The organism is Gammaproteobacteria bacterium (assembly GCA_034522055.1).
Classification (GTDB): domain Bacteria; phylum Pseudomonadota; class Gammaproteobacteria; order JAABTG01; family JAABTG01; genus JAABTG01.
The window spans coordinates 3,116,991-3,142,350 of sequence record JAXHLS010000002.1 but is presented as its reverse complement, the minus strand read 5'-3'; the positions used below and the strand labels follow the sequence as shown (position 1 = coordinate 3,142,350).

At 64.9% G+C, this 25,360-nt stretch carries 27 protein-coding genes and 3 pseudogenes; 9 read left to right on the top strand and 21 right to left on the bottom strand.

Translation table 11 applies throughout. The features are described 5' to 3' along the window. Position 1 precedes the first annotated feature (1 nt). The 20 genes and pseudogenes from U5S82_15210 to U5S82_15115 all read right to left on the bottom strand — a co-directional run bounded on the left by U5S82_15210 (position 2) and on the right by U5S82_15115 (position 16,568). Positions 2 to 448 (bottom strand): pili assembly chaperone, encoded by a 447-nt coding sequence (locus U5S82_15210; GenBank protein MDZ7752961.1) that lies wholly within the window; start codon positions 446 to 448, stop codon positions 2 to 4. 91 nt (positions 449 to 539) lie between these two features. Beyond that, positions 540 to 1,405: pseudogene (locus U5S82_15205) on the bottom strand (phage integrase N-terminal domain-containing protein). Positions 1,406 to 2,624: 1,219 nt separating this feature from the next. Further along, a pseudogene (locus U5S82_15200) lies at positions 2,625 to 2,753 on the bottom strand (prevent-host-death family protein). A gap of 129 nt (positions 2,754 to 2,882) precedes the next feature. Further along, the gene (locus U5S82_15195; protein ID MDZ7752960.1) at positions 2,883 to 3,914 is read right to left on the bottom strand and encodes a nucleotidyl transferase AbiEii/AbiGii toxin family protein; all 1,032 of its coding nucleotides are present in this window, start codon (positions 3,912 to 3,914) and stop codon (positions 2,883 to 2,885) included. Beyond that, the gene (locus U5S82_15190; protein MDZ7752959.1) at positions 3,907 to 4,500 is read right to left on the bottom strand and encodes a DUF6088 family protein; all 594 of its coding nucleotides are present in this window, start codon (positions 4,498 to 4,500) and stop codon (positions 3,907 to 3,909) included. The genes U5S82_15195 and U5S82_15190 overlap by 8 nt, the downstream gene beginning before the upstream one ends. A 368-nt stretch (positions 4,501 to 4,868) precedes the next feature. Next, positions 4,869 to 5,297, bottom strand: a complete 429-nt coding sequence (locus U5S82_15185) for a DUF6573 family protein (GenBank protein ID MDZ7752958.1) — start codon at positions 5,295 to 5,297, stop codon at positions 4,869 to 4,871. An 86-nt stretch (positions 5,298 to 5,383) separates the two neighbouring features. Next, a complete protein-coding gene (locus U5S82_15180) occupies positions 5,384 to 5,899 on the bottom strand; it encodes a JAB domain-containing protein (GenBank protein ID MDZ7752957.1) in 516 nt (171 codons plus the stop codon). 104 nt (positions 5,900 to 6,003) lie between these two features. Then, positions 6,004 to 6,399 carry an STY4534 family ICE replication protein gene (locus tag U5S82_15175; protein MDZ7752956.1) on the bottom strand — a complete coding sequence of 132 codons (396 nt, stop codon included), beginning with the start codon at positions 6,397 to 6,399 and terminating at the stop codon, positions 6,004 to 6,006. 225 nt (positions 6,400 to 6,624) lie between these two features. Next, positions 6,625 to 7,644, bottom strand: coding sequence for a ParM/StbA family protein (locus tag U5S82_15170; GenBank protein MDZ7752955.1), 1,020 nt, complete (start codon positions 7,642 to 7,644; stop codon positions 6,625 to 6,627). A gap of 27 nt (positions 7,645 to 7,671) precedes the next feature. Then, entirely contained in the window at positions 7,672 to 8,064 is a 393-nt protein-coding gene (locus U5S82_15165) for a hypothetical protein (GenBank protein MDZ7752954.1), read from the bottom strand. A 105-nt stretch (positions 8,065 to 8,169) separates the two neighbouring features. Beyond that, a complete protein-coding gene (locus U5S82_15160) occupies positions 8,170 to 8,937 on the bottom strand; it encodes a TIGR03761 family integrating conjugative element protein (protein ID MDZ7752953.1) in 768 nt (255 codons plus the stop codon). A gap of 284 nt (positions 8,938 to 9,221) precedes the next feature. Continuing rightward, on the bottom strand, positions 9,222 to 10,460 hold the full coding sequence (locus U5S82_15155; protein MDZ7752952.1) for an STY4528 family pathogenicity island replication protein: 1,239 nt from the start codon (positions 10,458 to 10,460) through the stop codon (positions 9,222 to 9,224). Between the two features lie 9 nt (positions 10,461 to 10,469). Then, positions 10,470 to 11,105: a DUF2857 domain-containing protein gene (locus U5S82_15150; GenBank protein ID MDZ7752951.1), complete on the bottom strand. Its 636-nt coding sequence runs from the start codon at positions 11,103 to 11,105 to the stop codon at positions 10,470 to 10,472. After that, the gene (locus tag U5S82_15145) at positions 11,102 to 12,781 is read right to left on the bottom strand and encodes a ParB family protein (protein ID MDZ7752950.1); all 1,680 of its coding nucleotides are present in this window, start codon (positions 12,779 to 12,781) and stop codon (positions 11,102 to 11,104) included. The genes U5S82_15150 and U5S82_15145 overlap by 4 nt, the downstream gene beginning before the upstream one ends. After that, positions 12,778 to 13,416: a FlhC family transcriptional regulator gene (locus U5S82_15140; GenBank protein MDZ7752949.1), complete on the bottom strand. Its 639-nt coding sequence runs from the start codon at positions 13,414 to 13,416 to the stop codon at positions 12,778 to 12,780. Before U5S82_15140 ends, U5S82_15145 begins: the two co-directional genes overlap by 4 nt. Before the next feature lie 35 nt (positions 13,417 to 13,451). After that, positions 13,452 to 13,745, bottom strand: coding sequence for a hypothetical protein (locus U5S82_15135; protein ID MDZ7752948.1), 294 nt, complete (start codon positions 13,743 to 13,745; stop codon positions 13,452 to 13,454). Between the two features lie 54 nt (positions 13,746 to 13,799). Continuing rightward, positions 13,800 to 14,084 carry a hypothetical protein gene (locus tag U5S82_15130; GenBank protein ID MDZ7752947.1) on the bottom strand — a complete coding sequence of 95 codons (285 nt, stop codon included), beginning with the start codon at positions 14,082 to 14,084 and terminating at the stop codon, positions 13,800 to 13,802. Between the two features lie 686 nt (positions 14,085 to 14,770). After that, a complete protein-coding gene (locus U5S82_15125) occupies positions 14,771 to 15,445 on the bottom strand; it encodes a response regulator transcription factor (GenBank protein MDZ7752946.1) in 675 nt (224 codons plus the stop codon). Then, positions 15,442 to 16,227 carry an HDOD domain-containing protein gene (locus U5S82_15120; GenBank protein ID MDZ7752945.1) on the bottom strand — a complete coding sequence of 262 codons (786 nt, stop codon included), beginning with the start codon at positions 16,225 to 16,227 and terminating at the stop codon, positions 15,442 to 15,444. The genes U5S82_15125 and U5S82_15120 overlap by 4 nt, the downstream gene beginning before the upstream one ends. A gap of 11 nt (positions 16,228 to 16,238) precedes the next feature. Then, a complete protein-coding gene (locus tag U5S82_15115) occupies positions 16,239 to 16,568 on the bottom strand; it encodes a helix-turn-helix transcriptional regulator (protein ID MDZ7752944.1) in 330 nt (109 codons plus the stop codon). Positions 16,569 to 16,749: 181 nt separating this feature from the next. Here U5S82_15115 and U5S82_15110 point away from each other — a divergent pair, with 181 nt between their 5' ends. The 3 genes from U5S82_15110 to U5S82_15100 all read left to right on the top strand — a co-directional run bounded on the left by U5S82_15110 (position 16,750) and on the right by U5S82_15100 (position 18,229). Further along, positions 16,750 to 17,046 carry a flagellar transcriptional regulator FlhD gene (locus tag U5S82_15110; GenBank protein ID MDZ7752943.1) on the top strand — a complete coding sequence of 99 codons (297 nt, stop codon included), beginning with the start codon at positions 16,750 to 16,752 and terminating at the stop codon, positions 17,044 to 17,046. A 44-nt stretch (positions 17,047 to 17,090) separates the two neighbouring features. Next, the gene (locus tag U5S82_15105; GenBank protein MDZ7752942.1) at positions 17,091 to 17,711 is read left to right on the top strand and encodes a FlhC family transcriptional regulator; all 621 of its coding nucleotides are present in this window, start codon (positions 17,091 to 17,093) and stop codon (positions 17,709 to 17,711) included. A 107-nt stretch (positions 17,712 to 17,818) separates the two neighbouring features. Then, a complete protein-coding gene (locus U5S82_15100; protein ID MDZ7752941.1) occupies positions 17,819 to 18,229 on the top strand; it encodes a hypothetical protein in 411 nt (136 codons plus the stop codon). Positions 18,230 to 18,243: 14 nt separating this feature from the next. Here the strand turns inward: U5S82_15100 and U5S82_15095 are convergent, their stop codons facing one another. Continuing rightward, a complete protein-coding gene (locus U5S82_15095) occupies positions 18,244 to 19,926 on the bottom strand; it encodes an IS1634 family transposase (protein ID MDZ7752940.1) in 1,683 nt (560 codons plus the stop codon). Between the two features lie 181 nt (positions 19,927 to 20,107). Here U5S82_15095 and U5S82_15090 point away from each other — a divergent pair, with 181 nt between their 5' ends. The 6 genes and pseudogenes from U5S82_15090 to U5S82_15065 all read left to right on the top strand — a co-directional run bounded on the left by U5S82_15090 (position 20,108) and on the right by U5S82_15065 (position 25,294). Further along, positions 20,108 to 21,361 (top strand): ISL3 family transposase, encoded by a 1,254-nt coding sequence (locus tag U5S82_15090; GenBank protein MDZ7752939.1) that lies wholly within the window; start codon positions 20,108 to 20,110, stop codon positions 21,359 to 21,361. Positions 21,362 to 21,651: 290 nt separating this feature from the next. After that, positions 21,652 to 21,858 carry a hypothetical protein gene (locus tag U5S82_15085; GenBank protein ID MDZ7752938.1) on the top strand — a complete coding sequence of 69 codons (207 nt, stop codon included), beginning with the start codon at positions 21,652 to 21,654 and terminating at the stop codon, positions 21,856 to 21,858. Positions 21,859 to 22,345: 487 nt separating this feature from the next. Then, a complete protein-coding gene (locus U5S82_15080; protein MDZ7752937.1) occupies positions 22,346 to 22,663 on the top strand; it encodes a hypothetical protein in 318 nt (105 codons plus the stop codon). Between the two features lie 159 nt (positions 22,664 to 22,822). Continuing rightward, a pseudogene (istA, locus tag U5S82_15075) lies at positions 22,823 to 24,351 on the top strand (IS21 family transposase). Next, a complete protein-coding gene (gene istB / locus U5S82_15070) occupies positions 24,348 to 25,121 on the top strand; it encodes an IS21-like element helper ATPase IstB (protein ID MDZ7752936.1) in 774 nt (257 codons plus the stop codon). The pseudogene istA and the gene istB overlap by 4 nt, the downstream one beginning before the upstream one ends. Then, positions 25,118 to 25,294: a hypothetical protein gene (locus U5S82_15065; protein MDZ7752935.1), complete on the top strand. Its 177-nt coding sequence runs from the start codon at positions 25,118 to 25,120 to the stop codon at positions 25,292 to 25,294. The genes istB and U5S82_15065 overlap by 4 nt, the downstream gene beginning before the upstream one ends. Positions 25,295 to 25,360: the final 66 nt, after the last annotated feature.

Sequence of the window (25,360 nt, the reverse complement as noted above, 5' to 3'; positions counted from 1 at the left end):
GTCAGCGCTTACCCGTCCCTTGGTCGCACCGCTCGAACGAGATCAGCCGATGCACGGGATCTTCGACCAGTGTGAAGGCGGGTCCGGCGAGGATCCTCAAGGCGGTGCGCAGCGGCAACGGACCGAGCGCGCGGTGGGCTTCCGGCAGCGGCAGATCCAAAAGTTCGGCTCGTTCCGCGTCGGCGGCAAGGGGTGGCGACAGACGATAGCCGGATGACTCGAGCAGCGTCTCGACCGCGTCTCCGATCCGGGTCACGGACGCCGGCAGTACCGAGACCACCGGCGCTGCGAGGGGATCCCGTTGCGCCAGACTCGGCGCCGGCTGCACCGTCGAGTAGCGCGCGACGGTGAGCTCGGCCGTATTGGCATCGAGGGACGCCATCAGCGCCCCCAGCATGCAGGCGGAGACGGGAAAAAGGTGGCAGCGATGCGCGTAGGTTCGTTTCATGAGTGCCCGGCCAAGTTCAAAACCTGCGTCCGAGTTTGCTGAGCGCGCCGTCCTCGCGAAACGGGAAACTCTCGCAGGTTACGCGCTCCTTTCAGCGCGACAAATACACAGTCAATATCTGCTCGCGTCCGTGGCCGAGCTCGCGGCTGATGACGAGCCGCGCCGCGCGGTCGATGGCGCGCTGCTCTCGCGTGAAAGAACTCGAGGTCGGGCCCCGGCGGCGGGGGCCTTCCAGCCGGTGAGCTCCTCGTAACGCCCCTGGGCATAGGCGTGCCGGAGGCCGTGCAGTTTCGAGAGCCCGGCGTTTGCCGTGTGCCGCTCGTACACGCGCAGCTGCTGCCGGTAGTTGCGCTCGGCCGGGATCAGCGAGCCGCGGCCCGCGAGCCGATGGGCGCGATCCAGGATCACCCGCTGCGCCGGGGTACGCACGGGGATCTCGCGCGCCTTGCCACCCTTGGTCCAGCTGTCCTTCAGCACCAGGTGATCGCCCCGATCCGCGTAGCTGGGTTGGAACTTGATGGCTTCCTCGCGGCGTAGACCGAAGGCCTGTTGCAGCTCGAGGCTCATCCGGACGTGGGCGTCCTTGACGCGATCGAGCGCCGCGCCGTCGACCTGGCGCGCCTTCGACTCGGTGCTGACGAACGTCCGCTCCGGGATCCCGTAGTGGTCGTTCTGGCGGGCGATGACGTTCTGCCGGTTCACCTTCTGCGCCCACCAGCGCAACACCGTCATCCGGTTCTTGATGGTTCCGATGGAGAGCGCCTCGGTCTGCCAGCGGTTCACCAGCGCCTCCACATGCTTCGGCTTCAGCGACTGCGCGCCCATGCCCCGGAAACCCAGCGCATGGAGTTGGTCCGCGATCAGCGACAACAGGCGCTCGCGGTTGCGCTGGGTCGCATAGCCACCGTCGCGGTTGTGACGACACAGCTGTTTGAGTTGGTAGTTCAGGTCTCTCAAAGTGTTCGATGCTCTGGTAAGTGTTTCTGACCACCTGGCAGGCCGTAGCCGGCCAGGTCCTTAGATCAAGGCACGGGTCACGGGACACCACTCCCGTTCAACCTGAAGATGCCTGGTTGCAGGCAACACCGGTTCTCCCCTGTAGGGGATCGGTCCGGTGCAGACCAACGGGCCCGTTGTGGGCCGCTCTTCGATAACGCATCACCTCCTTCGTGCTGCTTGAGTTGAACGAATGGTCTTGCTGTAACGCATTACCTCCGTTGAGTTGGGCGAATGGGATCTTCGCGATGTTGAAAGAACACCCGTCGACGCGCCCTGCGGCGGCCGGATCGGGCAGATCGTGGAATGGCGAGCTGGGAGCTCACCGGATGAGTCGACCGGAGGGCCGACGATTTTGACGATGGACCGGCGACCGTGAGGTCGGCGCGCATGGTTCGGCCCTGTACGCGCATGCCCGATTCGACCTAAGAGGTCGAGGGTGGGCGCCCTCTTTGCCACTGAGCCGCAGTGGCCACGGATGAAATCGATCGTGGGCGGCAGTTTAGGAACGCGTCATTCGCGTGTCATCGGAAAAATCGGCCCTCACGCCGCGCCGTTTACGGTAGCGCCGCCCGCGTCACTACCCCGCTTACGCTCGCTAGTGACACGGGCGGCGTCGCGGCGGAGCAGCCCCGGCGCCAGGCATGCGCCTAGCACAGGGGCTGCATCGAGCGACTCCCGCGGGCCTGCGGCGCGGCTTCACCTGACCACAGGGGCCCACAGGCACCGCGCAAGCGCGGTCCCGCCCTTGGCGACGCGAGTGAGAAGGCTCGCTTTGCCAAGGGCGGGCAAGGCCTGTGGACTCTGTCGACAGCTGATTCGGAAGTGAGGGACGGCTTCGAGCGGCCGACCGGCCGGCGATTATTACAGTGTAATAATCTGCCGAGGCGGCACGTCAGGGCGCATCGGCACCCAGTAGGCATACGCCTGGCACAGGGGCTGCATCGAGAGGCTCCCGTGGGCCTCCGGCGCGACTTCACCTGACCACAGGGGCCCACAGGCACCGCGCAAGGGCGGGCAAGGCCTGTGGACTCTGTGGACAGCTGATTTGGGAGTGAGGGACGGCTTCGAGCGGCCGGGCGGCGGGCGATTATTACACTGTAATAATTTGCCGAGGCGGCACTTCAGGGCGCATCGGCACCCAGTATGGTGGGCGGGCGCGGTTCGGCACGAACCTACTTCAAGCCCAACCGCGTTTGGCCTCCGCAAGCGGCAGTTCCCTTCCGGCCTCGAGTTCGGCGAGACCGGCGACGATGGCTTGCGTGAATGCCCGTTCCTCTGCGGCCCTCGCGAAGTCAGTCACCGACTGCCCCGGCGGAATCACCGTGGAAGGGGTGGCCGAATGGCGCTGAAATCACCGGCCGGATAATCCTGGAACAGGTGGCCGGATGGCGTGGAATGCGCACTTGGCGATTTTCACTGCCCTTCCCACCTTCTTTTATTCTCCTTGCACCAGCTTCGCCGCACGATTTGCGCGCGCAGCCAATTCCGTACACCGCCTCATCAATGTTGCGAACGGCTCGGCATCTTCAAGCAGCAAGCCGTCATCCACCATTCGCCCGTAGTCATTTTCGAGAGCCTCCATGGCCTTTCCACCGGGAACGAGGTGGAGATGGCCGTTGACGGCGGCTCCATAGTCGATCGTTGTGTCGTCGGCGGCCTTTTCGGCGAAGAAGATCGATTTGTGTGTGGCGACCGTACCCGCGAGATTGCGATCCGCGAACGCCGCTTCCGCAAGTCCGGCGTCATCCAGTCGCACGATATCGTGCCAGTGACGCGCGAAACGCTCTCCGCGCAGCCGTTCCTGCAAGCAGAAGACGTGGATCGCCGTGGCCTTTTCCCAGAATGTCCGTTCGGCATGCATCACGCGCGGTCGCGTCACCGGGAATTCCACGCCGTCAAGAGAAGCCGCCGCGTCGCAAACGACATCCCGAAAACTGGCCGGCTCACCTGTCGAGCGCGCACCGAATTCGAGCATGACATTGGGAGATACATAGCCCGACCCGGTGGCCGCGGCCTCGTACTCGACGAAGAGCCTGTCGCCATCCACGCGTATTTTTGCCGCGAGGCCTTCAACGGCAATAGCTTTCGCGAGAATGGGCTGGGCTTCCTCTGCTACCCATACCGGAAGACGATAGCGCACAGCCTTCGACCAGCGCCGCTCCTCGCTGCGCGTCTTCGGCAGCACATCCCCGTCCTCACCAATCAGATCAGGCGCGAGCGCTCGAATGTCATAGGTGAGATCCACGTCTTCGGAGAATCTCCGGATAACGCCATATCCTTTCGACAAGGATGTGCCGCCTTTGAAGACCAGATGCTCGCCCAAAGGTGATCCGTAGAGTACGGCGAGCGTCCAGACGACCCAGACATCCTTTTCCAGAAGATGTGCGGGGCGCCCCGTGCGATCTGCTGCGACGCCCAGAGCGTCACGGCGGTCAGCGAGTGATAGATCAAGGAAGGCATCAACCATGAGCGATCTTGCCCACGCTCTGCGCGAGCCAGGTGGGAAACTGCGCAGCCGCCCCTACCAACTCTTCGAACGCGTTCGGCGGCAGGGTCCGCTTCAGCTTCTTGAGCGCCGGTTCGGCCTGCTCCGGGCCGAGCCACGCTAGAGCGCGAACGGCTTCACCCGCAGGCTTGTCGGCCAGCGCCAGTTGCCAGCGCGGTGCGTGCCGGAGTTCGACGACCTGTTTGCCCAGTTTCATGCTGCGGCTCCGGCCCGATGTCAGGAAGATCGATCGAATCGGCACCTGCGTGGTCAGGCCGAGCGCGTTTGCCGCTGCCGCGCCGGCTGAGACGATGACTTCACCCCGCTGCTTGCCAAACGCTTCGACCGCCTGCTCGACAGAAGGCGCGCGCGTGCCGAACCGGCTCTCGACCGGGCGAAGATAGACGCCGCGACCGGCCCGGATCAGTTGTCCCCGTTCGGCCAAACGCGACAAGGCCTGGTCCACCGCGGCCCGTTTCCCGAGGTGGAGCAAGCTTTTGGCGGAGATGGGCTCCCCTTCGGGCAACCTTCTCGCATAGGCCAGAATCTGTTCGCTCAATCGCTGCATGGTCGTTCTCCTGTCAGAACGATATGCGACTTTCTGACACTTTTCAATCTTATGGTGCGAGGTCTTCCCCAACCGGCCGCTTGGCACCGCGACGCTCGACCGCCTGCGACACCACACCTATCGCGTCGTCCTCGACGGCGACAGTTACCACGCACCCCAGCCACTACCAAAGAGCGCGAAATCGCGGGTGGGAAAACCTTGAAATCCGGCAATCCTTAACCCCGTTCGAGCCCCCTCAAATGTCCTGTGCAGGTGGCCTCATTAACCTGATCAGGGGTGGTCCATTAGAGAGCCCGTGGGCCGGAGAAGGAGAGGCGCCACTTTTACCCAAGTGGCCAGGGAGAAGATGCCGGCAGCGGCCGGCGGGATCAGTCCTCGTTTGGTAGCAAGATGGTCATGACGGGTTCACCGTCGTCACCGGGTCCCACCACGCACTTCAGACTTGCCGGCGTGCGCCGGGTGGAAACGCCGTCCCTCGCGACACGGCTGACTTCGTAGTTCAACTGGTGGACTGCATAGTCCGCCAGCCGGATCGCACAGGCGGTGGAGTAGAGCACGTTCCACAGGCGCTCGCCTTCACGCTGTTCAAGCTGGCGCTGGCTGTCGTCCGGGGTCCAGGCCACGCAATCGGCCCAGGCCGCCGCGGTCAGGGCCACCGGACCGGCAAAGCCTGATTCCAGGTTGATGATCCCCGCGGCAACCAGGACACCGTCCTCGAGGGCCTGGGCGCGGGTATAGGTCGAGATGACCTCGCCGAAGATGGGGTGGGCCATGGGCTTGATGGTTGGGTCTGACATGGTGTTCTCCTTGGATGAAAGAGTCGGAGAGGCACTCCCCCGAATGGGAGGGGCCTCTCCGGTGGGTGGGTAAAAGGTGCGTGGACTCAGAGAAGGCCACGCTCGGCAAAGGACACGCTTTCGCCGGCGGCGACCACGAAATGATCGAGCAGGCGGATGTCCACCAGTGCGAGGGCCTCTTTCAGCCTGCGCGTGATGGCCTCGTCGGCATGACTCGGCTCGGCGACACCCGAAGGGTGGTTGTGAAAGCAGACGATGGCGGCCGCGTTGGCCTCCAGTGCCCGCTGGACGACGATCCGCGGGTACACGGATGCGCCGTCGATGGTGCCGTGGAACAGATCCACCGCTTTGATGATCCGGTGGCGGTTATCCAGGAAGAAGGCCCCGAACAGTTCCGCCTTGTGTTCGGCGAGCCGGATGCGAAGATAGGCCCGAGTGTCCTCGGGTTTGGTGAAGGCCCGTCCCGCACAGTGGCGTTGTTTGAGGATGGCCAGGGCCAGCGCGATCACGGTTTGTTTCTCCCGGGCATTCAAGGTCAATGGTCTGAGATCCACGAAACGGTCGCCGCCGTCGTGGAGGTCGGGTTGAAGGGGATGGGGCATGACGGTTCTCCTCGATGAGATGGGGAGACTCGCCCCGCCGGGGAGTGACTCCCCGTTGGGTGGAAAGGGGACCGGGTGATGGGATCACCCGGTCTGATGTGGCTTTACGCGGCTTGCTCGGTGTAGAACGGTTGACCGTCGACCTTGGCCCAGCTGACTCGCAACAGGCGAGCCTTCAAGCTGATCCCGGTCTCACCGGCCTTGTCGCCGTTCTTATAGGTGTAGGCTTCAGCGAACAGATCGCTGAGCGTGAACCCCACGAGCACCTTGAGCTTGCCCTCGACGGCCGGCTTGAGTTGACGCACGATCTCCTGCGCCTGCTTGCCGGACACGCGACACTCGAAGTAGCTGTACTGGGCGTCGTCGGCGCTGCCCCGCAGGGCGGCGATGGTGACACTCCAGAAGGGCGAGCCTTCATTCGGCGTCACCTCCCGGGCCCGGTTGAGATAACCGATACCGGTGGTGTAGAGGTCGAAATACTTCGTATCTTCGTTGGACATGACGTTTCTCCTTCAAACGGAACGGGATCCGGAGAACGCGCCATCCCGGTCGGGAGCACATTCCCGGCAGGGTGGGTTGAGTCGAGGTCGCGAACGACCTCTTGTGGGCTGACACCGTTGCCTCGCGGCTCGGGTGCGTGCATCGGTTTCACAGCCCGACGATGCATCGGGTGTCACTGAGGCCGCAGTGACCACGGATGAAACCGGGTTGTGGTGTTGACGGGTTCAGGCCGCATCGGGGGTGTCGCAGACGTAGCGCAGGTACTTCAGCATGCCCCGGGCGTTGGCGAACGCCGGATGCTCGGCCACCGCCTGGTTCGGGAACCAGTCCCGGATGTGCGGGGCCAGGGCCACCGCCCCGCCCCCCACGATCAGGATCCGCTCGAGCTCCGCGCCACGCCCGAGCTGGCGCTGGGTCTCGGCGTGGAGCCGCTCGACCAACTGGCGCTCCGCCACCTTCACCAGGGGCGAGACATCGTGGGTCTGCCCGAACAGTCGCACGGTGCCTCGTTGGAGGGCCTCCTCCACCAGGCGCTCGCTCACGGTCTCCAGATCGAATCGCCCCTGAATGGCGTCCCGGACGTCGCGTTTCACGTCGAGGAGCCCGCAGCGCAGCGATCCGGATCCACCGTGCAGGACCGCCTGATCGGCCACCACCACGTAATCGGTAGTGCGCCCGCCGATGTCCACCACCGCCACCGGGGCCTGCAGTCGCTCGGGTTCGAGCTGCACGCCGTCCCTGGATTCGGTGATGACGTGGTCGTACCAGGCGGCCAGGGCCTCGGGGATGATCTCGTGGAAGGCGATGGCCGCCGGCAGCCGGCCGTCCAGGGGTGATACGGCCTGCTTGAGGCTGTCCCGTTTCCGCACCAGGGTGTCCTCGCAGCGGCTGCCGTCCTTGCGATAGAAGCTGCCCACCGGCAGGCCGGACACGGCGTGCACCGACCGCCCGCCGAGGCCCGCCTGTTGCAGCGCGTGCTGGACGATAGCGCGGTTGAGGCCGGAGAAGGGATAGCCATCGAAGTAGGTGGGCTCGCCCTCTACCTCGCCCACGGCGAAGGGCTGATCGGCGGTCTCATACTCGAAGATCCGCGGCCGGGCGTCGTCGATCCAGGTCACGTTGGCCCGTCCGAGCCGGGCCCGGGAGGGGGTCGCCACCAGGCGGCCGTCCGGCAGCGCCACCTTGGTGAACGCATAGCCGTCGTCGAGGCCCACCGGGACGGGATCCATGGTGTGCTCAGACATCGGTGTCCTCCGCGCGCGATCGTGGCCTCACCCCACCACCTTGCGCAGGTGGGCGAAGGGCTTCCCGGTCGCCGGCCGGGGCGGCGTTTCGGGTGACATCGGAGCCTGCGTGTCCCCGCTCGGCCGGGGCTTCGGGGCCTGGCCGAGGCCGGCGGAGAACACGAAGCCCCGTTGCGGCAAGTACGGCGGTTGCGGCGTCTGGCGTTCCCGGTCCGGACCGGGCGATGCCGCGCCGTCCAGCTGGCGGGCGATGCGTCGTTCCGCCAGGAAACCCTGGACCAGCAACGCGCGGATCCAGTCGGGGTGGCGGCGCTTGGGAAGCGCTTCCAGGTGCGCCATGATCAGGGCCTCCACCAGGATCGCAGAGTCCAGCGATACGCTGATCCGCTTCCCGGCACGCGGTGAGGGGGTGGTCGACACAGGGACTCCGTCGGCTTGGTCCTGGGGCCGGATGCTGGACCCGGCGATGGCGGCAGGGATCCACAATCCGCGGCCCCGGGTGGGATCGTTTCATGACGGCGGCACTCACGACCGCGGGGCTTGCGCGTGGAGGTCGAGGTGCCGAGACGTGGCGCTCTCCGGCATGGGCCGCAGCGGCCCGTGGGGCGCCCGCCGGGTACCGGCGATCACGGCCTCGGGGATCGTGCCCAGCTGCGCCTGCGCCTCGGTCGCGCGGGCGGTCCCCTGCAGCACCTCCGCACGGATCAGCCCCGTGGGGCGGTATCCCAGGGGGCTCTGGAAGGCACGGCGCAACGCGCGACCACCCAGGGACGCGGTGCGCTCGCCGTCGTCAGCGGTGATGACGCCGATATGCCGGGCGGTGAGCACGGCGCGCACGAGCCGATCGTAGGCCGCCACCAGCTGGGCGCCGCGGAAGGCGTAGGGATTGCTGAAGCGCAGCGGTGTGTGGGTCGGGCGTACCGATGCCGCCGGCGTCGCACGGATGGCCGCCGAGGCATTCAGGCCGGTCTCCACCGTTTCGATGGCCGCGGCCAGCGCCTGATCGGCCGCTTCGAGGGCATCGTGAACCTTGAGCAGCCACCAGTCGGCATAGGGATCGTCGGCCCTCACCCCGTGCCAGATGGCGCGGAGCAGGTTCGCGAAGCCGATGAGTCCGATGATGGCCGGCTTGTCCGGGGTACCGGGGCGTCCCTTCACCAGGCGCTGGGCCTGACGGGTCTCGAGGGTGAGGGTCACCACGCCGCGCAAGACCCCGGGCCGATCGGCCTCCGGGGACGGGACGGTACTCGAGTCGGGATCTGTTCGGGGGATCTCCGTGGCCTGCTGATTCACGATCGTGGCTCCTGTGGGTGGTCACCGGCGGGATTTGGCCGTGGACATCCACCTTGAGGGTGAGCGGGGAATCGCGGGAAGGAGAAAGGGCGTCGGGTGGTCGCGTGGTTCCCTGGCCACGCACCGGTTCACTGGGGCGGGTGGGGTGACGGTGACTGGCCGGGCTTAGGGCCCGGACAAATTATTACACTGTAATAATCCGACACCGGGTAAATTATTACACTGTAATAATCCGACGGCGGCCAAATTATTACACTGTAATAATCCGACAGCGGTCGCTTCGATCAGGATCGGCGATCCGGCTTGGCACCCCGTGGCGGCATCCCCAGAAGCCTGCGGGCTTCGGCCAGGGGGCTCTCCCCACCCGCCCGTACCTGCTCCAGACGCCGCCGATGATCCCGTGCCCGGGCCGCGGCCTCCTGGCGCTGGTGCTCCGCCGCCGCGGCGTCCCGTTCGCGGCCCTCCTGGACCTTGATCCCGAGATTGGGTTGAAAGCCGCCGCTGTGGGCCCGGCTGCAGAGGTGATGGAGATAGCGCAGTTCGTCGTAGATCGGCCTGGCGCCCTGCCGCTCGGCGCGAAAGCGCCCTTCGAGCTCGTCGAGCACGGCCTGGCGCTGGCCCGCATCGACGCGCTCGAGGTAGCGGGCGGCGATGTCGCGCTGGTTGGCGGAGAGCCGGTGCGGATAGATCAACGGCGCGCACCCGGCGTCGGCATTCGATGCCGCCGGAGGATCCGTTGTTGTTGTTGTTGTTGTTTTATTTATATAACTACTACTACTACGAACCGACTTCGATATTTGAGGGCTCAAAATTCGAAGGCGGTCCCCAACCGCCTTTGATTTTTGGTCCTGGTTGGTGAGCCGGGCCAGGACGGCGGCGCTGAAGCTGAAGTAACGTCGCGCGCCGGCCTGGTGCACCGCTTGCGCGGCCTCGAGGCGGCGCTCCATCCCGTTGGTGGGTGCCAGCACGTCGACGCCGGTGGCAATCTCCTCGTCGAGGGAGGCCAACACGCCCGCTGCCACCTTGCGGACCCGGGCGTGGTGGTGCCGGCCCGCCGCCCTCAGGAAGGCCATGTACTCGGCATCGAGGTGCAGTGCGTCGGCCAGGGGCAGGGGCTCGTCGTGCAGGGCGTAGACGTTGCCCCGGTAGCGGCCACCGTCGTCCCTGACTCGCGCGCACAGGGACAGCCAGCGGGTCACCCGCAGGATGGCGATGGCGCGGGACACCGTGGAGGTGGAGGCGATGTTGGCGTGGCGGGCGATGGCGTCGTAGCGGGGAAACGCGGTGCCGGTAGGGATGGCCCGGCCCTGCTGGCAGATCACCATCCACACCACCTTGTCCACCGGCTCCAGGATGGGATCCTGCACCAGCAGCAGCGGAAAGGCCTGGTGCCGGTTGCCGAGGAACAGCAGAGCATCCGCGGTCCCGTCGGTGGTCTGCCGGCCGATCTGCGAGACGGTCTCGCGGATCAGGGTATCGAGGGCACGGGTGGCCGGTCGGACATCCCCCTCGTGCCGGCCCATGGGCGCGGCTCAGCGTCCGGCCGGTGACCGGTTGGCGTCTGCGTCTTCCATCGTTACCGGGGCGGTACCGGCCGGCGACAAGTCACCATACTCGGCCCAGCGCTGCGTGAGCACCCACACGGCGCGAAGCGATGCCCCCGTCTCCCGGCTGAGTTCGAGATAGGCTTCCGGGGCCAGGGGCTGCGTCGGATCGGGGGCCGTGCGCTGGCACCAGGCGTGCCACAGGGCGTGGGAGGTGGCCTCGTCGGGCTCGGGCGGCCTGCCGGTGGCGGGTTCGGCGGTGAGGACGCGGCGCAGCCGCGTGTACTCCCGCGAGCCCACGCCGAAGAGTCGGCGCATCATCTCCAGCGGGGCGTCGGCCTGGATGAAGTCCCGTTGCAGATCCTCCAGTTCCCGTTCCCGGCGCAGGTGGCCCAGCAGCGGCCAGTAGATCTCGCGGTTGAGCCGGATGTCGAGACAGTGGGCCTGCAGGGCGCCTATCCGGTAGAGATCGGCCAGGTTGACGTCGCGCAGGGCGGCCACCTCGTCGGGCCCGAAGTTCATGTCGCGCAGGGCGTGCTGATCGCCCTCCGCCAGGCAACGGATGGCGTACAGCAGGACCGCCCGCACCAGTTCCGATTCCTTGGTCCCGGTGGCGGTGCTCATGGCCAGAGCGACACCCCGGCGGCCTCTGCCGCCTGGTGCAGATCCCGGTAGGTCTCCATGAGCGCCACCAGGTCTCGCCAGGTCCGCCCGTCGAGGCGGCGCCACAGCCTGAACCCCATGTGGCCGGGATCCAGCGTCCACACGCTGGAGAACAACAACCCGGCGTCCTGATCTTCGAGGGCACGGCGCAGGACGGAGCTCTCGGTCAGGTTGGGGAGGATCTCGTCCACGGGGGCCACCGTCATCTCCGCCACCGCCGCGAGATACCACCAGACCATGGAGATCTGGGCCAGGGTATCCTCGTCCAGCTGATCCACGAGGGCCGGATCGGGCACGTCCGTGAGCAGGAACCCCAGCCCTCGACCGGGGAGCGGCTGAATCAGTTCGCTGAGACCATTGCGTTGGGCCAGCAGGCTGGCCAGGGTCCAGGCCCGGGCCCGCAGGGACTTGATGTCTCCGGGGCCGGGGGCGGCTTCCGGATTGTCCGTCCCGGTAATCTGGGCGACCTCGGACGGCGGAGTCTCTTCCTCCGGGGGACCGTCGCCGTCGCTGGTCGCCGGTGTCCCCGCCCCGCCAGCGGGGGTGGTTGCGGGGGTCACGGTCATATTCTGCGCCGGCGTCCGGCGTGGGGTGTCCGATGGGGCTTCGCGCGTCATCGATGTCTGGGCCGGCTCCGACGTAACGGCAACCGGAGCGGCCGCGGTTTCGGTTTCGGTTTGCGCTGCCGGCCCCGACGTAACGGCAACCGGAGCGGCCGCGGTTTCGGTTTGCGCTGCCGGCCCCGACGTAACGGCAACCGGAGCGGCCGCGGTTTCGGTTTGCGCTGCCGGCCCCGCCTCGCCGTGGCGCCCGGCGAGCCGGATCTCCAGCATCATGCTCACCGCCTGGATGCTCACATCCGCCTGCTCGGCGATCTCGGCCTCCAGGGCGCGGCGCAGGTGGCCGATGTCCCAGTCCGCACCGTCATAGCGCCGGCAGAGGGCACCGAAGGTCTGGTCGAACACCGCCTCGGTGTCCACCGCGCGCTCGATCCAGATGGCGCGGACCGCACGCTCCAGCTGGCGGATCCGTTCGACCTGGGGCCGGCCCAGGCCCGCCAGCAGCGCCGCCGGCAACAGCGGCAGCAGCCGCTCGACGGCGTATTGCATCTGGGAGATCAGCCCCTGGCTCAGCCCGTAGCCCCGATCCTTGAGTGCCGCAGACAACTGGGCCTGGGTAATCACACCCGTACCCGCTTCCGCTTCGATCAGGCGCTTCGCCTCGTCCACGGCCAGGGCCTTGTCCAGGAAGTTGAGCGGGCCCCGCAGATCGTTTTCACGCAGGTGGGCCAGCAGGACGTCGGTCTCCCCTGTCCATGGCCGGTAGAGGCAGGTGATGTCACGAAAGCGCGCCTCGCCGGTCTCCTCGTAGAGCTCCAGCAGGATCCGCAGTCGCGTGTTACCGCCACCATGGATCATGTAGTCGAATTCACCGGGGCGTCGGGTCACCACCAGCGGCTGATCCAGGCCTTCGGCCCGTATGGAGGCCTTGATGCGGGGATACTCCGGGTTGGGCTGCTGGCGTGGATCCCGGTCATAGCGCCGGATCTCACGGACATCGAGCGCCAGCAGGGTGGCCCCCTCCTCCGCCGCCGCTACCGTGCCATCCCGGCCGGCGCCCGTGGCTCCGTCGGTCATGGCCGTCTCCTCGCCGGTCCAGCGCGCCGCTGTCTCGCCGGCCCGTTTTGGACAGTGGCCTTGCCACAGTCATGACACCGGGAGGGCATTCGGCCGGTGAGATGGCCGGGCAATGGCCTGCCGCAAGTCGGGCAGCGATGGCGCCGATAGAGCAGGCAGGCGGGGCACAGGCCTTGGGGCTCACCGGCCGGGCCGACGGATCGGACGCCGCACTCGACACAATGCTGCACCTGCCAGATCCCGCTCTGGACCAGCACCGGGATGCTGTGGATCCGCGCGATGTCGAGCAGGGGCTCGCGCACGGCCTGGTGGTAGAGGGTATCGAGGGCGATGAGATGGGCCGCCGGGGCGAGGGCATGGTCCGCCAGGGCGTGGTGATAGCGCCATACGATGCTGGCGTGCAGTCGCCGCATCAGGGACTTCATCAGCCAGGTGTCCGTGTAGGGTGCGAGCCCGGGCGGCGAATGGCGATGATGTACCTCACGATACATTCGGCCAATCCGGGCCGGGGACAGGCCGGTTAGTTGCTGCACCAGGCCGGCGCGGGCGCCGCAGCGGATCAGCTTGAGCGCCTCGGCCTCGATCCGGCAGCGGCTTTCGGTGGGCGTGAGCGCCGGCCCTGCCGGGGCTGCCATCGCCAGGGGCTCCAGGGCCATCGCCGTCCCACCCCTCAGGGTGCGGACAACAGGCCGGCGTGAGCCAGCACCGCGTCCACCTCGGCGGTCCTGCCCGACTGCAGGGCCTGGAACAGCCGCGTCCACCACCAGGACTCGCGGCGGGGTACGAGGAGTGGGATCCGGATGTCGATGGAGCGGGCCAGATCGTCGGGCTTCAGAGCCCCGATCTGTTCCACCCACTGGATCGGCACCCCCATCAACGCACCGGCGCACTGGGGTGCCTGATGCGCGAGATCGCGGGCCTGGATGAGGTATTGAAGATTGAGTTTCGAAAAGTCCGTATTCATGGCTCGCTATTCTTCGCTGTGGTGGCGGCTGGCCCGTGCGCGCGACGCACCGGCTCACCGATCGCCTTCGGCCATCGGGCCGTGGACGTTGTTGATGAGTTCGGCGACGAGCCGCGAATCGAAGTAGACCCGGCGCCCGTGGCGGCGCCGCGCGTTGGCCAGCGCCTCGGTGAAGGGATGCGAGCGGCGATCCAGGGCCATGCGCAGTCCCTTGGGCGTGGTGTGCAGGACCGTGGCCACGTGCTCCACCTTCATGAGTGGCCCGAAGTGCTGCAGCAGGTAATGGTAGGTACCAATATCGATCCCTGGTCCGTCCTGGGTACTGGTGTGTCCTTTCATGGTCTCGATCCTAGTCCGTGGCTGGGGGTTTAACCTGTCCGAAAGCGGCACTTGAACGAGGGGCTTTCCAGCCTTTTTCGGCCGCATGCCGTCAAGGGTCGATGCGCCAAGCGATAAGCCGGCGCCTCATTTACGTGCTGGGCTCGCCCGACCACACCAGGGGTTCGCCCGGGAACACGCCGCAAAGGGAAGGGAAGAACAGGGCCGCGCCCTTGGGTGAGCCTGGCCTGGCCTCTGGATCTAGAGGGACATCACGCGCGCCCGCGGTTGGCCCGGAAATTATCCGCAGCCGCGATGGGACGCCGCTTGCCCGGCGACCGTTGGGGAAAGGGCGTCAACGGGACCAGGGGTTCGAGATGGCTGTTGCGATGGGCGACGATGCCTGCGTGGTCGTTTCGAGGCTGTCACTCGGGTTTGCGGACGTTCTGGCCGATGACCACCATGAACGGTATGCATCTCCGTCGTGGAGATGGCGAATGTCGTGGAGAAACAGCGGCGTGGTGTGGGACGTCGAGTCCCCTCGGTCCAGGAGCCCGCCATGACCGGGGGCCAGGGATCAGCTCTCCTTGAGGCTCAGGGCGCGCTTCGGGGGTGGATGAGTCGACGTCGGCCAGGGATCCCGCCAACACCGAATAGGGGAGCATACTTCAACCGTATCGTGGAATGCCGGAATCGCCGAGTCGCGCTCAACCTCGATCCCCCAAGCCCATCGATCCGCCGCCCCCCTCGACCATCGGATCCAAACCGTAACGTGCCGCGACGATACCGAGCTGTGCATCGGTCGCGACATTGAGCTTACGCCGGATACTGCGCCGATGGTGCTCTACCGTCTTCGCTGCCAGGGCGAGTCGGTCGGAGATCTCGGCGGCTGTCTGACCGCGGAGCATCAGTAACAGGACGTCCATTTCCCGATCGGACAATGAATCGACGGCGGCATCCTCCCGATGGACGTAGTCCAGGGCGATCTGTTGTGCCAGGCCGGCATCCACGTAACAGCCGCCGGCGTAGACCGCTCGAATGGTCCGCACGAGCTCATGAACAACGGCTTGCTTGGTCAGAAACCCTTTCGCGCCTGCCGCGACGGCGCGTATGGCGAAGCCGCGTTCTACCAGTCCGGTGAGTACGATGATCCGTATCTCCGGGAGCTGGCGCGACAGGCGGCGCGTGACCTCGAGACCCGAAATGCCGGGCAGCTTGATATCGACCAATGCGATGTCCGGCTTCATCGCATGCGCCATCTTGATGGCCTCCTCCCCCGTCTTGGCCGCACCGACGACCGTCATGTCCTGGGCGTTATTGCACACCCCGCTGAGCAGGGTGCGCATCATCCCCTGGTCGTCTGCCACTAGGATCTCGATCATATCCAGTACTCCGAAAATAACTGCCGGTATCCGTCGTAGAGCCGCCGAGCACCCGCAGTCACCTGCTCAGCCTCTGCTTCCGTCCTGCCCGGGAGGTCTTTCACCTCCTTTTCCTGATTCGCCACTTCGTTGGCGGCCGCCACTACGCTACTGGGCGAATCGAGCCCGTCATAACCCGCGTGATGTCCCTCTGCACAGGCCGCCAACACCGCCGGGAGCCGCCACTCCTGAAGCAGCACGCCACCAATCTTTGCGTGGGTGACACCCAGGATCTCATTCTCGGCCTCCAGCAGTGGGGTCCCGGCCTCGACCCGGTCGAGCACCGTCCGGTAGGCATTGGGCGCCTGGCGTACCAGGCACAACTTGCCGATATCGTGTAGCAGGCCGCACACCCAGATCGGCGCCGCCTTTTGCTGCAATCCCGGCCGCATCAGGGCATTGGCGTAACAAGCGGTCAACAAGCTGTGGTCCCAGAATGTCTCCATGCTGAACGCCCTTTCAGAGATCCCCCTGAAGATCCGCACCACCTCGGTTGAGAGCACCAGGCCCGCGACGTCCAGGGTCCCAACCCTCACCACCGCCTCACGGACCGAACCCACCGGCGTCTTGACGTAGAAGGCCGAGTTCGCGAGCCGCAAGAGGCGTGCCGTTATCGCCGGATCCGATTCGATGATGCGGGCGATATCGTCTGCGCCACCGCTCTCGATCTCGTCGAAGAGCTTGAGCACCACGGGCGCCGGTGACGGAAGCCGAGTACTACAGACGAGCTGGCCAATGTCCATGCCGCGCTCCGTCAAAGGCCCAGAATCCGGTCCACTTCGCAGCGTCGATCCGGAGACGCCCGAAGGTAAGCCCGCTGCAACTCGGCGAGTCGGTCGGTGAGTGCGGCGACCTCTGCCGGATCGTCCAATAGCTCGGGTTTCTCAGCGACCGCTTCGGCCAGCGCGTAAAGGGCCACGACGCTGGTGCCGAACACGCCGGAAATGCGCTCGAGATGGCGTGGATGAACACCTCCCGGCAAGCCCCGCTCGGTGCGCGACAGGTTCGCCGCCGATACGTCCGCCAAACGTGCCGTCTCCTCCAACGACACGCCCCGAGTAACCCGTAGCGCCCTTAGAACCAACCCGATGGGCGAATCCCCTAGTATCTGTTTGCTCCTCCCGCTCAAAGTATCTTATCTACCTTGTAATTATTACAAACTTTGAGATCCTATCGCAACGCCCGGCCGGCCCCGATCCAACAGGGCCTGCCTAGGATTGTAGTGGGTCCAGCGCTAGTCGAGAAAAACGACAGGGAATTGGCAGATGACAGAGTACGATTTCTCACGCCTGAATCTGGAGTATTTGATCCAGGCGCGCGATCTGGCACGGGAAAACCTGCACGGCTCTGCCTTGCTCCTGGGTATCCCCGAGGAGCTCGCCGCGCGCCTCGCGGAGGTCACACCGGCCGGCCTTTCTCGCGTCGCGGCGTTTAAACCGCCCCTGGTGTCCCCCAGGCTGGACGACTGGTGGTGGGAGCGACTGCTCACAGCGTTGACCGACGACGACGGCGACGAACTCCAAGCAGTCCTCGAGCACGCCGGCCTGCTCACAGCCGACTAGCCCATACGCATTCCCGGCAGCCAGCGACCCTCATGCGCACAGGAATGGATTCCATCGTTGCCCACGGTCCGGAACGGATCATCACCGCCCGACTCGCCGCCGATCCGGCCTGGAAGAAGACGGTGGCGGTCCTCGATGCGACCCGGCTCATGGAATTGGGGGCCCGGACAGGGTTGGTCTGTCAGTTGACGAAGCTGGACAAGAAGACCGCGAATCGACTGTACCGGCAGATTCACGGTCGACCCTCGCCGCCCGGGCAGTTCCCGTTCACCGACGCCTGGTTTCTGAAAAGCGAGCGGCGCATGCTCCACGCGGCTATCGTGTGGCGTATTCACAAACACCTGCGCAATACCAACAACCGGCCAGCCCGCATCCTGATCGACCTCTACGATATCTACCGGCAGGTTATCCAGGAGGATCTCCTCGGGATCTCCCAGGTCGCCTTCGTCCCGCGACTCCTGGAGATGCAACTCTGGCACGAGCGGCAATGCCCGCGCTGTTCGACCGAGTTCATTACGCCTGTCGAGGAAACCGATGCGAGATGCCCCAGCTGTCAACTGCATCAACGCTTTCGCTGTCGACACTGTGGCGGACGAACAGAGGGTCTGCGCAGAGGCCGCCGCCGCACGACCTGCCGGCATTGTGGGGCGGCGCGGAATCCATGAAAGATGCATTGCGATGACTGCGGCGGTTGGTATCTGTTTAGATCTTCGATGGAGAAGGCGGGTGGGCCTATCACGGAGGCCTCGCGCCGGCTGATACGATGGCAAGAATGACCGAAGCTACCTTCGACATCCATTCCGAGTTCGGGGAACTCCTGAGCGAGCACCTGCGCGACTGGCTGGGATGTTCCCCAATTGAACACGGCGGCGCCAAACTGGTATCCGCCAACGCGGCGAAAGGAGAGACCTGGACGTGGTTCTGTAACCTCGATCTGTTCGATGTCAGCACCGGGCTGACCCTGCTGGTGGCGCTCGGGCCCCTATTCTACACCCGCCGGCAAGTGATAGAGGGGTTTCGGCCCCACGTGGTCTACGAGAGATCGGCCGAGGCGAGGCCAGGGTCCGTGCTCGAGGCCCAGCCGCGGCCGAACCCGACTTTGACAGTTTCTAGTAACACCCTCGCCGCAAAGCCGCGCAGCAGAAAGCTTTCAGCGGGATGCCGAAAATCGGTGTGTCACTAGGATTGGGAGCCCGATTAGGCCAGATCCAACATGGGCTTCGGGGGAGGGAGTTTCAATCGTTTCAGTCGCTTAGACGCGTCCGGACGCGGATCGGTGACTTGCCAGACGGTCCCGTTGGGGCTGAACAATTGCGCCAATTGGATCTGTTTCAGATCGTCGCGGATGTTGCGCCACGTATCCTCGCTGGCGTGTTCGATCACCCGCTCGAGGAGCAGTGAGAGAACGGTGATGGCGATGTGGGCGTGAATGCGATGGGGTGCCCAGTGATAGACCGGACGCATCTTCAACCCGCTCTTCAGTGTCCGCCACGCCTCTTCCACACGTTGCTGTTGCTTGTAACCCAGCGCCATGTCCTCGGCGCTCAGGGTGTCGTCGTTGCTGTGCACGACGAACTTGCCGTCGCACCGTTCGAGTGCCTTGATCGCGTTACGGTCGATGGCCAGTCCGCTGCGGGTCTCCCTCAGCAGCCGTCCGTAGCGTCGACTGGTGCGTAATGCGCAGGCCCGCTTGCTGTAGCTCTCGCGTTGCTCCGACAGGCTGGCCAGTTCCGCTTCGAGTTCCTGGATCAGCCGTTCGCGATGGCGCTTCTGGCGCCGCGCCTCCTGCGGGTTGAAGCACACCGCATAGCGCCGACGCCGTTCGCCGTCACCGACCACAACCTCCTTGACCTCCAGGTTCTGCGCCACCTTCCGGTAGCGGCCCGGTCGACCGAGCACCGCTTCGGTCACCTCGTCGCCACGCTTCATCGGCATCGCCAACAGGTACTTGCCACCTCCTCGGGAAAGGGTGCCGAGGTTGTCCTGGGAGACCATGCCGGCATCGCCGACGAACAGACAGCGGCTCAGCTGCCACCCCTTGAGATCCGCCTTGACCTGCTTCACCGTCGTCACGTCCACCGTGTTGCCGGGAAAGACCCAGTGGCGTACCGGAAAGCCATCGCGGGTCACCGCCAGCCCGACAACGAGCTGTGGGGCATCCCCACGACCGTTCTTGCTGTGACCGCGCTTGCGCAGTGCGGGATAGTCCTGCTGGCCTGCGGTGATGCTACCCTGGACCCTTCCCTGCTCGTCGCCCTCGTCCTCTTCGTCTATCTCGAAGTGTAGTGAGGTCGTGTCGTAGAAGACGATGTCCACGTCGAGGTTGAGCAGATCCGCTACCTGGAAGTAGATCGCCCGTTCAAGCGCCTCCTTGTTCGCTTCGAGGAAGTCCATCGCGCGGTAGAGATGCTGGAGTTCCAACCCTCGGGTACCCGCGATGTAGGTGTCCTCCTTGAGCCACTGATCGTGGCAGTAGAGCTTGGAGGCTGGCGCGCACGCCCGATTGGCGACCATCGCGAACAGCGCCCGCTCCATGTCGAAGCCGAAGCGCCGCTTGGCCGTCTGGCGGCGGATCACTTGGTCAAGCCCAAGCCGTCGCCAGATCGCCTCCAGGACGTAGACATCCCCGTAGGGCCATGCGCAGACCAGCGACCACTGGGGACTGTCGGCGATGATCTCCTGCGGTGAGCAGCGGCGCAGGATGCTCTTGGCCAACCGCCGGAGCCGCTCCACCGCCTCAGGATCATCGCCGCGTCCACAGTTGTGGACGATGCGTGCCTGTGAGCGCTGCTTCTTCGGGTTCCAGACGTTCTCGGCGATCTGCAGGTAGGAGACGACGCTGCCGTCTGCCCGCTTCTGTTTGCTCTCTCGAAGGTACATACACGGCAGATTAGCCGTGAAGGTGAGAAAACTGGCTCTTCAGGAAAATTTGTGGGTAAAAACGTAGATAACTAGCACTCCAGGGATGCAAATTTAGATTTTATTAGGGGAAGCGCATCCTGCTCCCTAACTCTGAGATGATGGAAGTACGACCAACCGTCAATCAGAAAAAGGAGCGAGGATGCAAGTCAAGACTATCCTTAATCGAGTCCAGAAATTCAAATCTTTTGTGTACGGCGCCATCCGTTGGGTAGATGGCACGGAGGTGCCGACAATCGAGGCCGAACTCCACCCTCGCGGTAATGGGCGGCCGGAGTGCTCGAGGTGCGGCCGGCGCAGGCCGGGTTACGACACATTGCCGGTTCGAAGATTTGAGTTTATTCCGGTGTGGGGTATTAAGGTGTTTTTTCTCTATGCGCCACGCCGCGTCGACTGTCCAAGCTGTGGCATCGTGGTGGAGCGGATGCCTTGGGCCGAAGGCAAACATCGCCTGACCGAGGCCTATGCCTGGTTTCTGGCGAGCTGGGCCAAACGCCTGAGCTGGAAGGAAGTCGCTGAAGCCTTTCGCACCAGTTGGGACCATGTGTTCTGCTCGGTCGAGATGGCTGTCACCTGGGGCCGGGAACATAGAGACCTGTCGGGCATTAAAGCTATTGGTATCGATGAGATCCAATGGCAGAGGGGCCACAAGTACCTCACGCTGGTTTACCAGATCGACGTTGGCTGTAAACGGTTGCTGTGGATCGGCAAGAAACGGAAGGTCAAAACTTTGTTGGGATTCTTCCGGTGGCTTGGCAAGGAACGAACCGCCGATTTGCGCTATATCTGCAGCGATATGTGGAAGCCCTACCTGAGGGTGATCGCCAAGAAGGCGGGAGGTGCACTCCACATCCTGGACCGGTTCCACATCATGGCGCACTTGAGTAAAGCGATCGATGAGGTGCGGGCCGGGGAGGCCAAGGAGCTGAAGAAAAGAGGCTACGATCCGGTACTGACGAAGACCCGCTGGCTGCTGCTCAAGCGTCCGGAGAATCTGACGGAGAAACAGGAGACCAAACTGGCGGATCTGCTGCAGTACAATTTGAAGTCGGTCAGAAGCTATCTGCTCAAAGAGGAGTTTCAGCTCTTCTGGTCGTATCAGTCGCCCTATTGGGCCGGTGAGTTCCTGGATAAGTGGTGTACGAAAACGATGCGTTCCAAGATTAAGCCGATGAAGAAGGTGGCCCGCATGCTGAGAAACCATCGGCCCCTGCTGCTGAACTGGTTCCGGGCAAAAAAGCAGTTTTCGAGCGGCATTGTCGAAGGTTTCAATAACAAAGCGAAACTGACCACCAGAAAAGCATATGGCTTCAGGACTTATCATGCGGCAGAAATCGCTTTATATCATGCGCTTGGAGCATTACCTGTCCCGGAAACCGCCCACGAATTTTTCTGACGAGGCAGAAAACTCAAAGATCCATGTGACTAGGGTTTTGCCGCCCAACGGCCCGCAAACCCGCGTGGTTGACACCATTGAAGCCGAAATGTGCCTAGAAACTGTCAAAGTCGGGCCGAAGGTCTTCCATATCACCATCAGGAATATCGGCAGCGCGACCGCCATCGTCCAGGATACGCGCTACCACCTGGCCTTTGCCGGCAATGCGTATTTCGACCTTACCTACGACGAGGCCTTGGCAATGCCCGGTGGCGGGCCTCGAGCCCAACGAGGATTTCATGCTACGGAGCATGAGCCCAGGCTACGGCTTCGCCAAAGGCAGCGATTTGCACACCTTCGAGGTCCTGCAGTCCAGCTGGGGACGCATAGATTGGCTCGACTGCGAGATCGACTTCCGGGGCTCGGCTGGCCCCCTCTACCGCAAGGAGCTCTTTTACATCCCCCGCGACCGGGACAGGCGCTTCGGCCGCGAGCCGAACGCCCGCACCGAGGCCTGAGCGCTCCGCCGCACGCCGGCTCGAGCCAGCCACGGCCGGCCCGTCACCGTACCACGCCCGAGCCCGGCTCACCCGCCATCAGATGATCACCGTCGGCCTGTCCTTCTGCGTTCCCTGCCGAAGGCCCGCGAGCTGCCCTGCGTACTTGATGAGTCCACCCAATGCATCGTAGGGAAATGATTTAATCCGTCTAGGATAAAATCCACCATGCGGTGTAGCTGGCTGTAAAAACCCGCGCATATCTGGCGAAGGATTGATTGGTAGGCCAATCAGTCGCTGAGCCGGCAGGCGGGCGGCCGCGAGCAACCGGTGACAAGAGTGCCGGAATCGGGTAGATGAAGAGGGGCCGTTGAGACAGGTGCGATACCGGGTCTAATTGACTTGGCCGTCGATCCCGGTATCGCACCCCGGGCCGTGCAGAGCACGAGCCCGCACACTATTTCTCGTTTTCCCCTGACAATCAAGTCCTCATCGGCCTGGATCGCCGATGGAGAACTCTGCACGCCTGTACAACTGCGCCCGTTGTCACCGTCAAGTGATGATCTGCAGCGGCTGTGACCGCGGCAACATCTATTGCCCTGAGGGGTGTGCGCAGGTGGCACGAAGCGCGTCTCTGCGGGCCGCCGGCTGGCGCTACCAGCAGAGCCGCCAGGGCCGGCACAAGCATGCCGAGCGGCAACGCCGCTACCGGGCGAGAAGGCAGAAAGTGACGCATCAGGGTTCCCCGGCCCCGCCCCTCATGATCCACTACCCCCCGTTCCGGCGAGGCCGGCTGGCCGCCGCGGTGCGGATGGCGCGCCGATGATGGCGCCCATTCGCTGCCACTTCTGCGGCCGTGAGTGCGGACCTTTCCTGCGTACCGGCCCGCTTCATCGCGCCACCGCCGCTGCTGCGCTTGGAACAGTCACCCGACAGGGGCCACCAGGCGCCCGGGCTCAGCCCCCTTGAGCCGGCCGGCCACGAGATGAGGAGAAACGCATTGGCCATCAGCAAAGAACAAGAGGCGCAGATCCTGCGCTATCACTACGTCGAGAAGTGGCGGGTGGGCACCATTGCCAGCCAGTTGGGCGTACACCACAACGTCGTCAATCGGGTGCTCTCCCAGGCCGGCATGCCGAAGGTCGAGCGGGCTGCGCAGCCGTCGATGATCGATCCTTATCTGCCGTTCATCACCGACACCCTGGCCCAGTTCCCCACGCTCACCGCCAGCCGCCTCTACGGCATGGTGCGTGAACGGGGCTACCCCGGCGGCCCCGACCACTTCCGCCATCAGCTCGCCTGTTACCGGCCACGCCCCCGGCCCGAGGCCTTTCTGCGCCTGAAGACCCTGCCCGGCGACCAGGGACAGATCGACTGGGGCCATTTCGGCAAGCTCACCATCGGCCGCGCAACCCATGCCCTGATGGCCTTTGTCATGGTGCTCAGCTACTCCCGGCGCATTTTTTGCGCTTCTTCCTCGATGCCAAGATGGCCAACTTCCTGCGGGGCCATGAGGCGGCCTTCACCGCCTCGAACGGCCTGCCCAAGGTCCTGCTCTACGACAACCTCAAAAGCGCCGTGCTGGAGCGCCAGGGTGAGGCCATCCGCTTCCATCCCACCTTGCTCGAGTTCGCCGCCCACTACCGCTTCGAGCCCCGTCCGGTGGCGGTGGCCCGGGGCAACGAGAAGGGGCGGGTGGAACGCGCCATCCGCACGATACGCGATAATTTCTGGCCGGCCCGCCAATGGACCGACATCGATGACCTCAACGCCCAGGCCGAGGCCTGGTGCAACGGCTGGGCCATGGACCGGCCCTGCCCGGAGGACCGTGCCCTCTCGGTGCGCCAGGCCTTCGAGCAGGAGCCCCTGCTGGCGCTGCCCGATAACCCCTATCCCACCGACGAGCGGGTCGAGGTCCACATCGGCAAGACCCCTTACGCGCGCTTCGAGGGCAACGACTACAGCGTGCCCCACACCCATGTGCGCCGCACCCTCACCGTCTCGGCCTCACCCACCGAGGTGCGGATCCTCGACGGCGGAGACGTCATCGCCCGCCACCCGCGCAGCTACGACAAGGGCCGGCAGATCGAACAGCCGGAACACATCGAGGCACTGGTCCAGATCAAACGCCAGGCCCGGCATCATCGCGGCCAGGACCACCTGGCCCAGGCCGCACCGGCCAGCCGGCAGTTACTCATACAGGCCGCTGAGCGTGGCGACAACCTCGGCGCCATCACCGCCGCCCTGCTGCGCCTCCTCGATGCCTACGGCGCCCCCGAGCTGGAAGCGGCCATCCAGGAGAGCCTGGCCCACGGGGTCGCTCACCCCAACGGCGTGCGCATCGCCCTGCAGCGGAGGCGCGAGGCGAGAAACCAGCCGCCCCGGGTGGGAGTGCGCATCGACCACGCGCGCGCCAGGGGGCTGGTGGTACGCACCCATGATCTGGGCGGCTACGACGCCTTGCAGTCCACCCCGCCCGAAGCCGAAGACGACGCCCAGGAGGAGCCCCAATGATCCCTAACCCATCCCTGAAAGAACGGGCCACGGCCCTCAAGCTCCATGGCCTGCTGAGCCATTGGGAGGAGCACGCCGACGCTGGCTGGGTCGAGTCCCTGATCCAGTGGGAAGAGGAAGAACGTGCCGACCGCAGCCTCGAGCGGCGCATGAAAGGGGCGCGGCTGGGCCGCTTCAAACCCCTGGCCGACTTCGACTGGGGCTGGCCCAGCCGTTGCGACCGGGAACTGGTCAGTGAGCTGATGCGCCTCGACTTCCTTACCGAGGCGGTCAATATCATCCTGGTGGGACCCAACGGGGTCGGCAAATCCACCCTGGCCCGCAACATCGCCCATCAAGCGGTGCTGGCCGGCCACAGCGTCCTCTTTACCAGCGCCGGCCAGATGCTCAATGACTTGGCCGCCCAGGATGGCGACAGCGCCCTCAAGCGGCGCCTCGCCCGCTACGCCCGCCCTCAACTGCTAGCGGTCGACGAGGTGGGGTATCTCGCCTACTCCAATCGCCATGCCGATCTGCTGTTCGAGATCGTCTCCCGCCGCTACGAGGAGAAATCCACCCTGGTCACCACCAACCGACCCTTCGCCGAATGGGGTGAAGTCTTTCCCAACGCCTCCTGCGTGGTCTCCCTCGTGGACCGGCTGGTACACCGCTCCGAGATCCTCACTATCGAAGGTGAATCCTACCGGCTCAAGGAGGCCAAGGAGCGACAGCAGCAACAGGCGCAGCGGCGCCAATCCGCAGCCAAATCCAACAAAGGAGCCCAACCATGACCCATCCCCCGATACCGGACGACTGGACACCAGAGCAGGCATTGGCGATCTATGACTTTATCGACGAACTCCGCGATGCCATCTGGAGCCGATACGATCGGCAGCTGGTCGAACTCATGCAACAAGACCGCATAACGACCTTTGAAGTCGACGACGATGACTTGATCTTCTGAGCCGACTCTTAAGCCCACCCCGGCGGCGTGACCTGGCTTGAGTCGAGGCGACCTATCCGCGCTGAG

Coding starts and splice junctions, on each gene's coding strand:
- U5S82_15210 (MDZ7752961.1), bottom strand. CDS start 448: ATGAAACGAACCTACGCGCATCGCTGCCACCTTTTTCCCGTCTCCGCC.
- U5S82_15195 (MDZ7752960.1), bottom strand. CDS start 3,914: ATGGTTGATGCCTTCCTTGATCTATCACTCGCTGACCGCCGTGACGCT.
- U5S82_15190 (MDZ7752959.1), bottom strand. CDS start 4,500: ATGCAGCGATTGAGCGAACAGATTCTGGCCTATGCGAGAAGGTTGCCC.
- U5S82_15185 (MDZ7752958.1), bottom strand. CDS start 5,297: ATGTCAGACCCAACCATCAAGCCCATGGCCCACCCCATCTTCGGCGAG.
- U5S82_15180 (MDZ7752957.1), bottom strand. CDS start 5,899: ATGCCCCATCCCCTTCAACCCGACCTCCACGACGGCGGCGACCGTTTC.
- U5S82_15175 (MDZ7752956.1), bottom strand. CDS start 6,399: ATGTCCAACGAAGATACGAAGTATTTCGACCTCTACACCACCGGTATC.
- U5S82_15170 (MDZ7752955.1), bottom strand. CDS start 7,644: ATGTCTGAGCACACCATGGATCCCGTCCCGGTGGGCCTCGACGACGGC.
- U5S82_15155 (MDZ7752952.1), bottom strand. CDS start 10,460: ATGGGCCGGCACGAGGGGGATGTCCGACCGGCCACCCGTGCCCTCGAT.
- U5S82_15150 (MDZ7752951.1), bottom strand. CDS start 11,105: ATGAGCACCGCCACCGGGACCAAGGAATCGGAACTGGTGCGGGCGGTC.
- U5S82_15145 (MDZ7752950.1), bottom strand. CDS start 12,781: ATGACCGACGGAGCCACGGGCGCCGGCCGGGATGGCACGGTAGCGGCG.
- U5S82_15140 (MDZ7752949.1), bottom strand. CDS start 13,416: ATGGCAGCCCCGGCAGGGCCGGCGCTCACGCCCACCGAAAGCCGCTGC.
- U5S82_15135 (MDZ7752948.1), bottom strand. CDS start 13,745: ATGAATACGGACTTTTCGAAACTCAATCTTCAATACCTCATCCAGGCC.
- U5S82_15130 (MDZ7752947.1), bottom strand. CDS start 14,084: ATGAAAGGACACACCAGTACCCAGGACGGACCAGGGATCGATATTGGT.
- U5S82_15125 (MDZ7752946.1), bottom strand. CDS start 15,445: ATGATCGAGATCCTAGTGGCAGACGACCAGGGGATGATGCGCACCCTG.
- U5S82_15120 (MDZ7752945.1), bottom strand. CDS start 16,227: ATGGACATTGGCCAGCTCGTCTGTAGTACTCGGCTTCCGTCACCGGCG.
- U5S82_15110 (MDZ7752943.1), top strand. CDS start 16,750: ATGACAGAGTACGATTTCTCACGCCTGAATCTGGAGTATTTGATCCAG.
- U5S82_15105 (MDZ7752942.1), top strand. CDS start 17,091: ATGGATTCCATCGTTGCCCACGGTCCGGAACGGATCATCACCGCCCGA.
- U5S82_15100 (MDZ7752941.1), top strand. CDS start 17,819: ATGACCGAAGCTACCTTCGACATCCATTCCGAGTTCGGGGAACTCCTG.
- U5S82_15095 (MDZ7752940.1), bottom strand. CDS start 19,926: ATGTACCTTCGAGAGAGCAAACAGAAGCGGGCAGACGGCAGCGTCGTC.
- U5S82_15090 (MDZ7752939.1), top strand. CDS start 20,108: ATGCAAGTCAAGACTATCCTTAATCGAGTCCAGAAATTCAAATCTTTT.
- U5S82_15085 (MDZ7752938.1), top strand. CDS start 21,652: ATGAGCCCAGGCTACGGCTTCGCCAAAGGCAGCGATTTGCACACCTTC.
- U5S82_15080 (MDZ7752937.1), top strand. CDS start 22,346: ATGGAGAACTCTGCACGCCTGTACAACTGCGCCCGTTGTCACCGTCAA.
- istB (MDZ7752936.1), top strand. CDS start 24,348: ATGATCCCTAACCCATCCCTGAAAGAACGGGCCACGGCCCTCAAGCTC.
- U5S82_15065 (MDZ7752935.1), top strand. CDS start 25,118: ATGACCCATCCCCCGATACCGGACGACTGGACACCAGAGCAGGCATTG.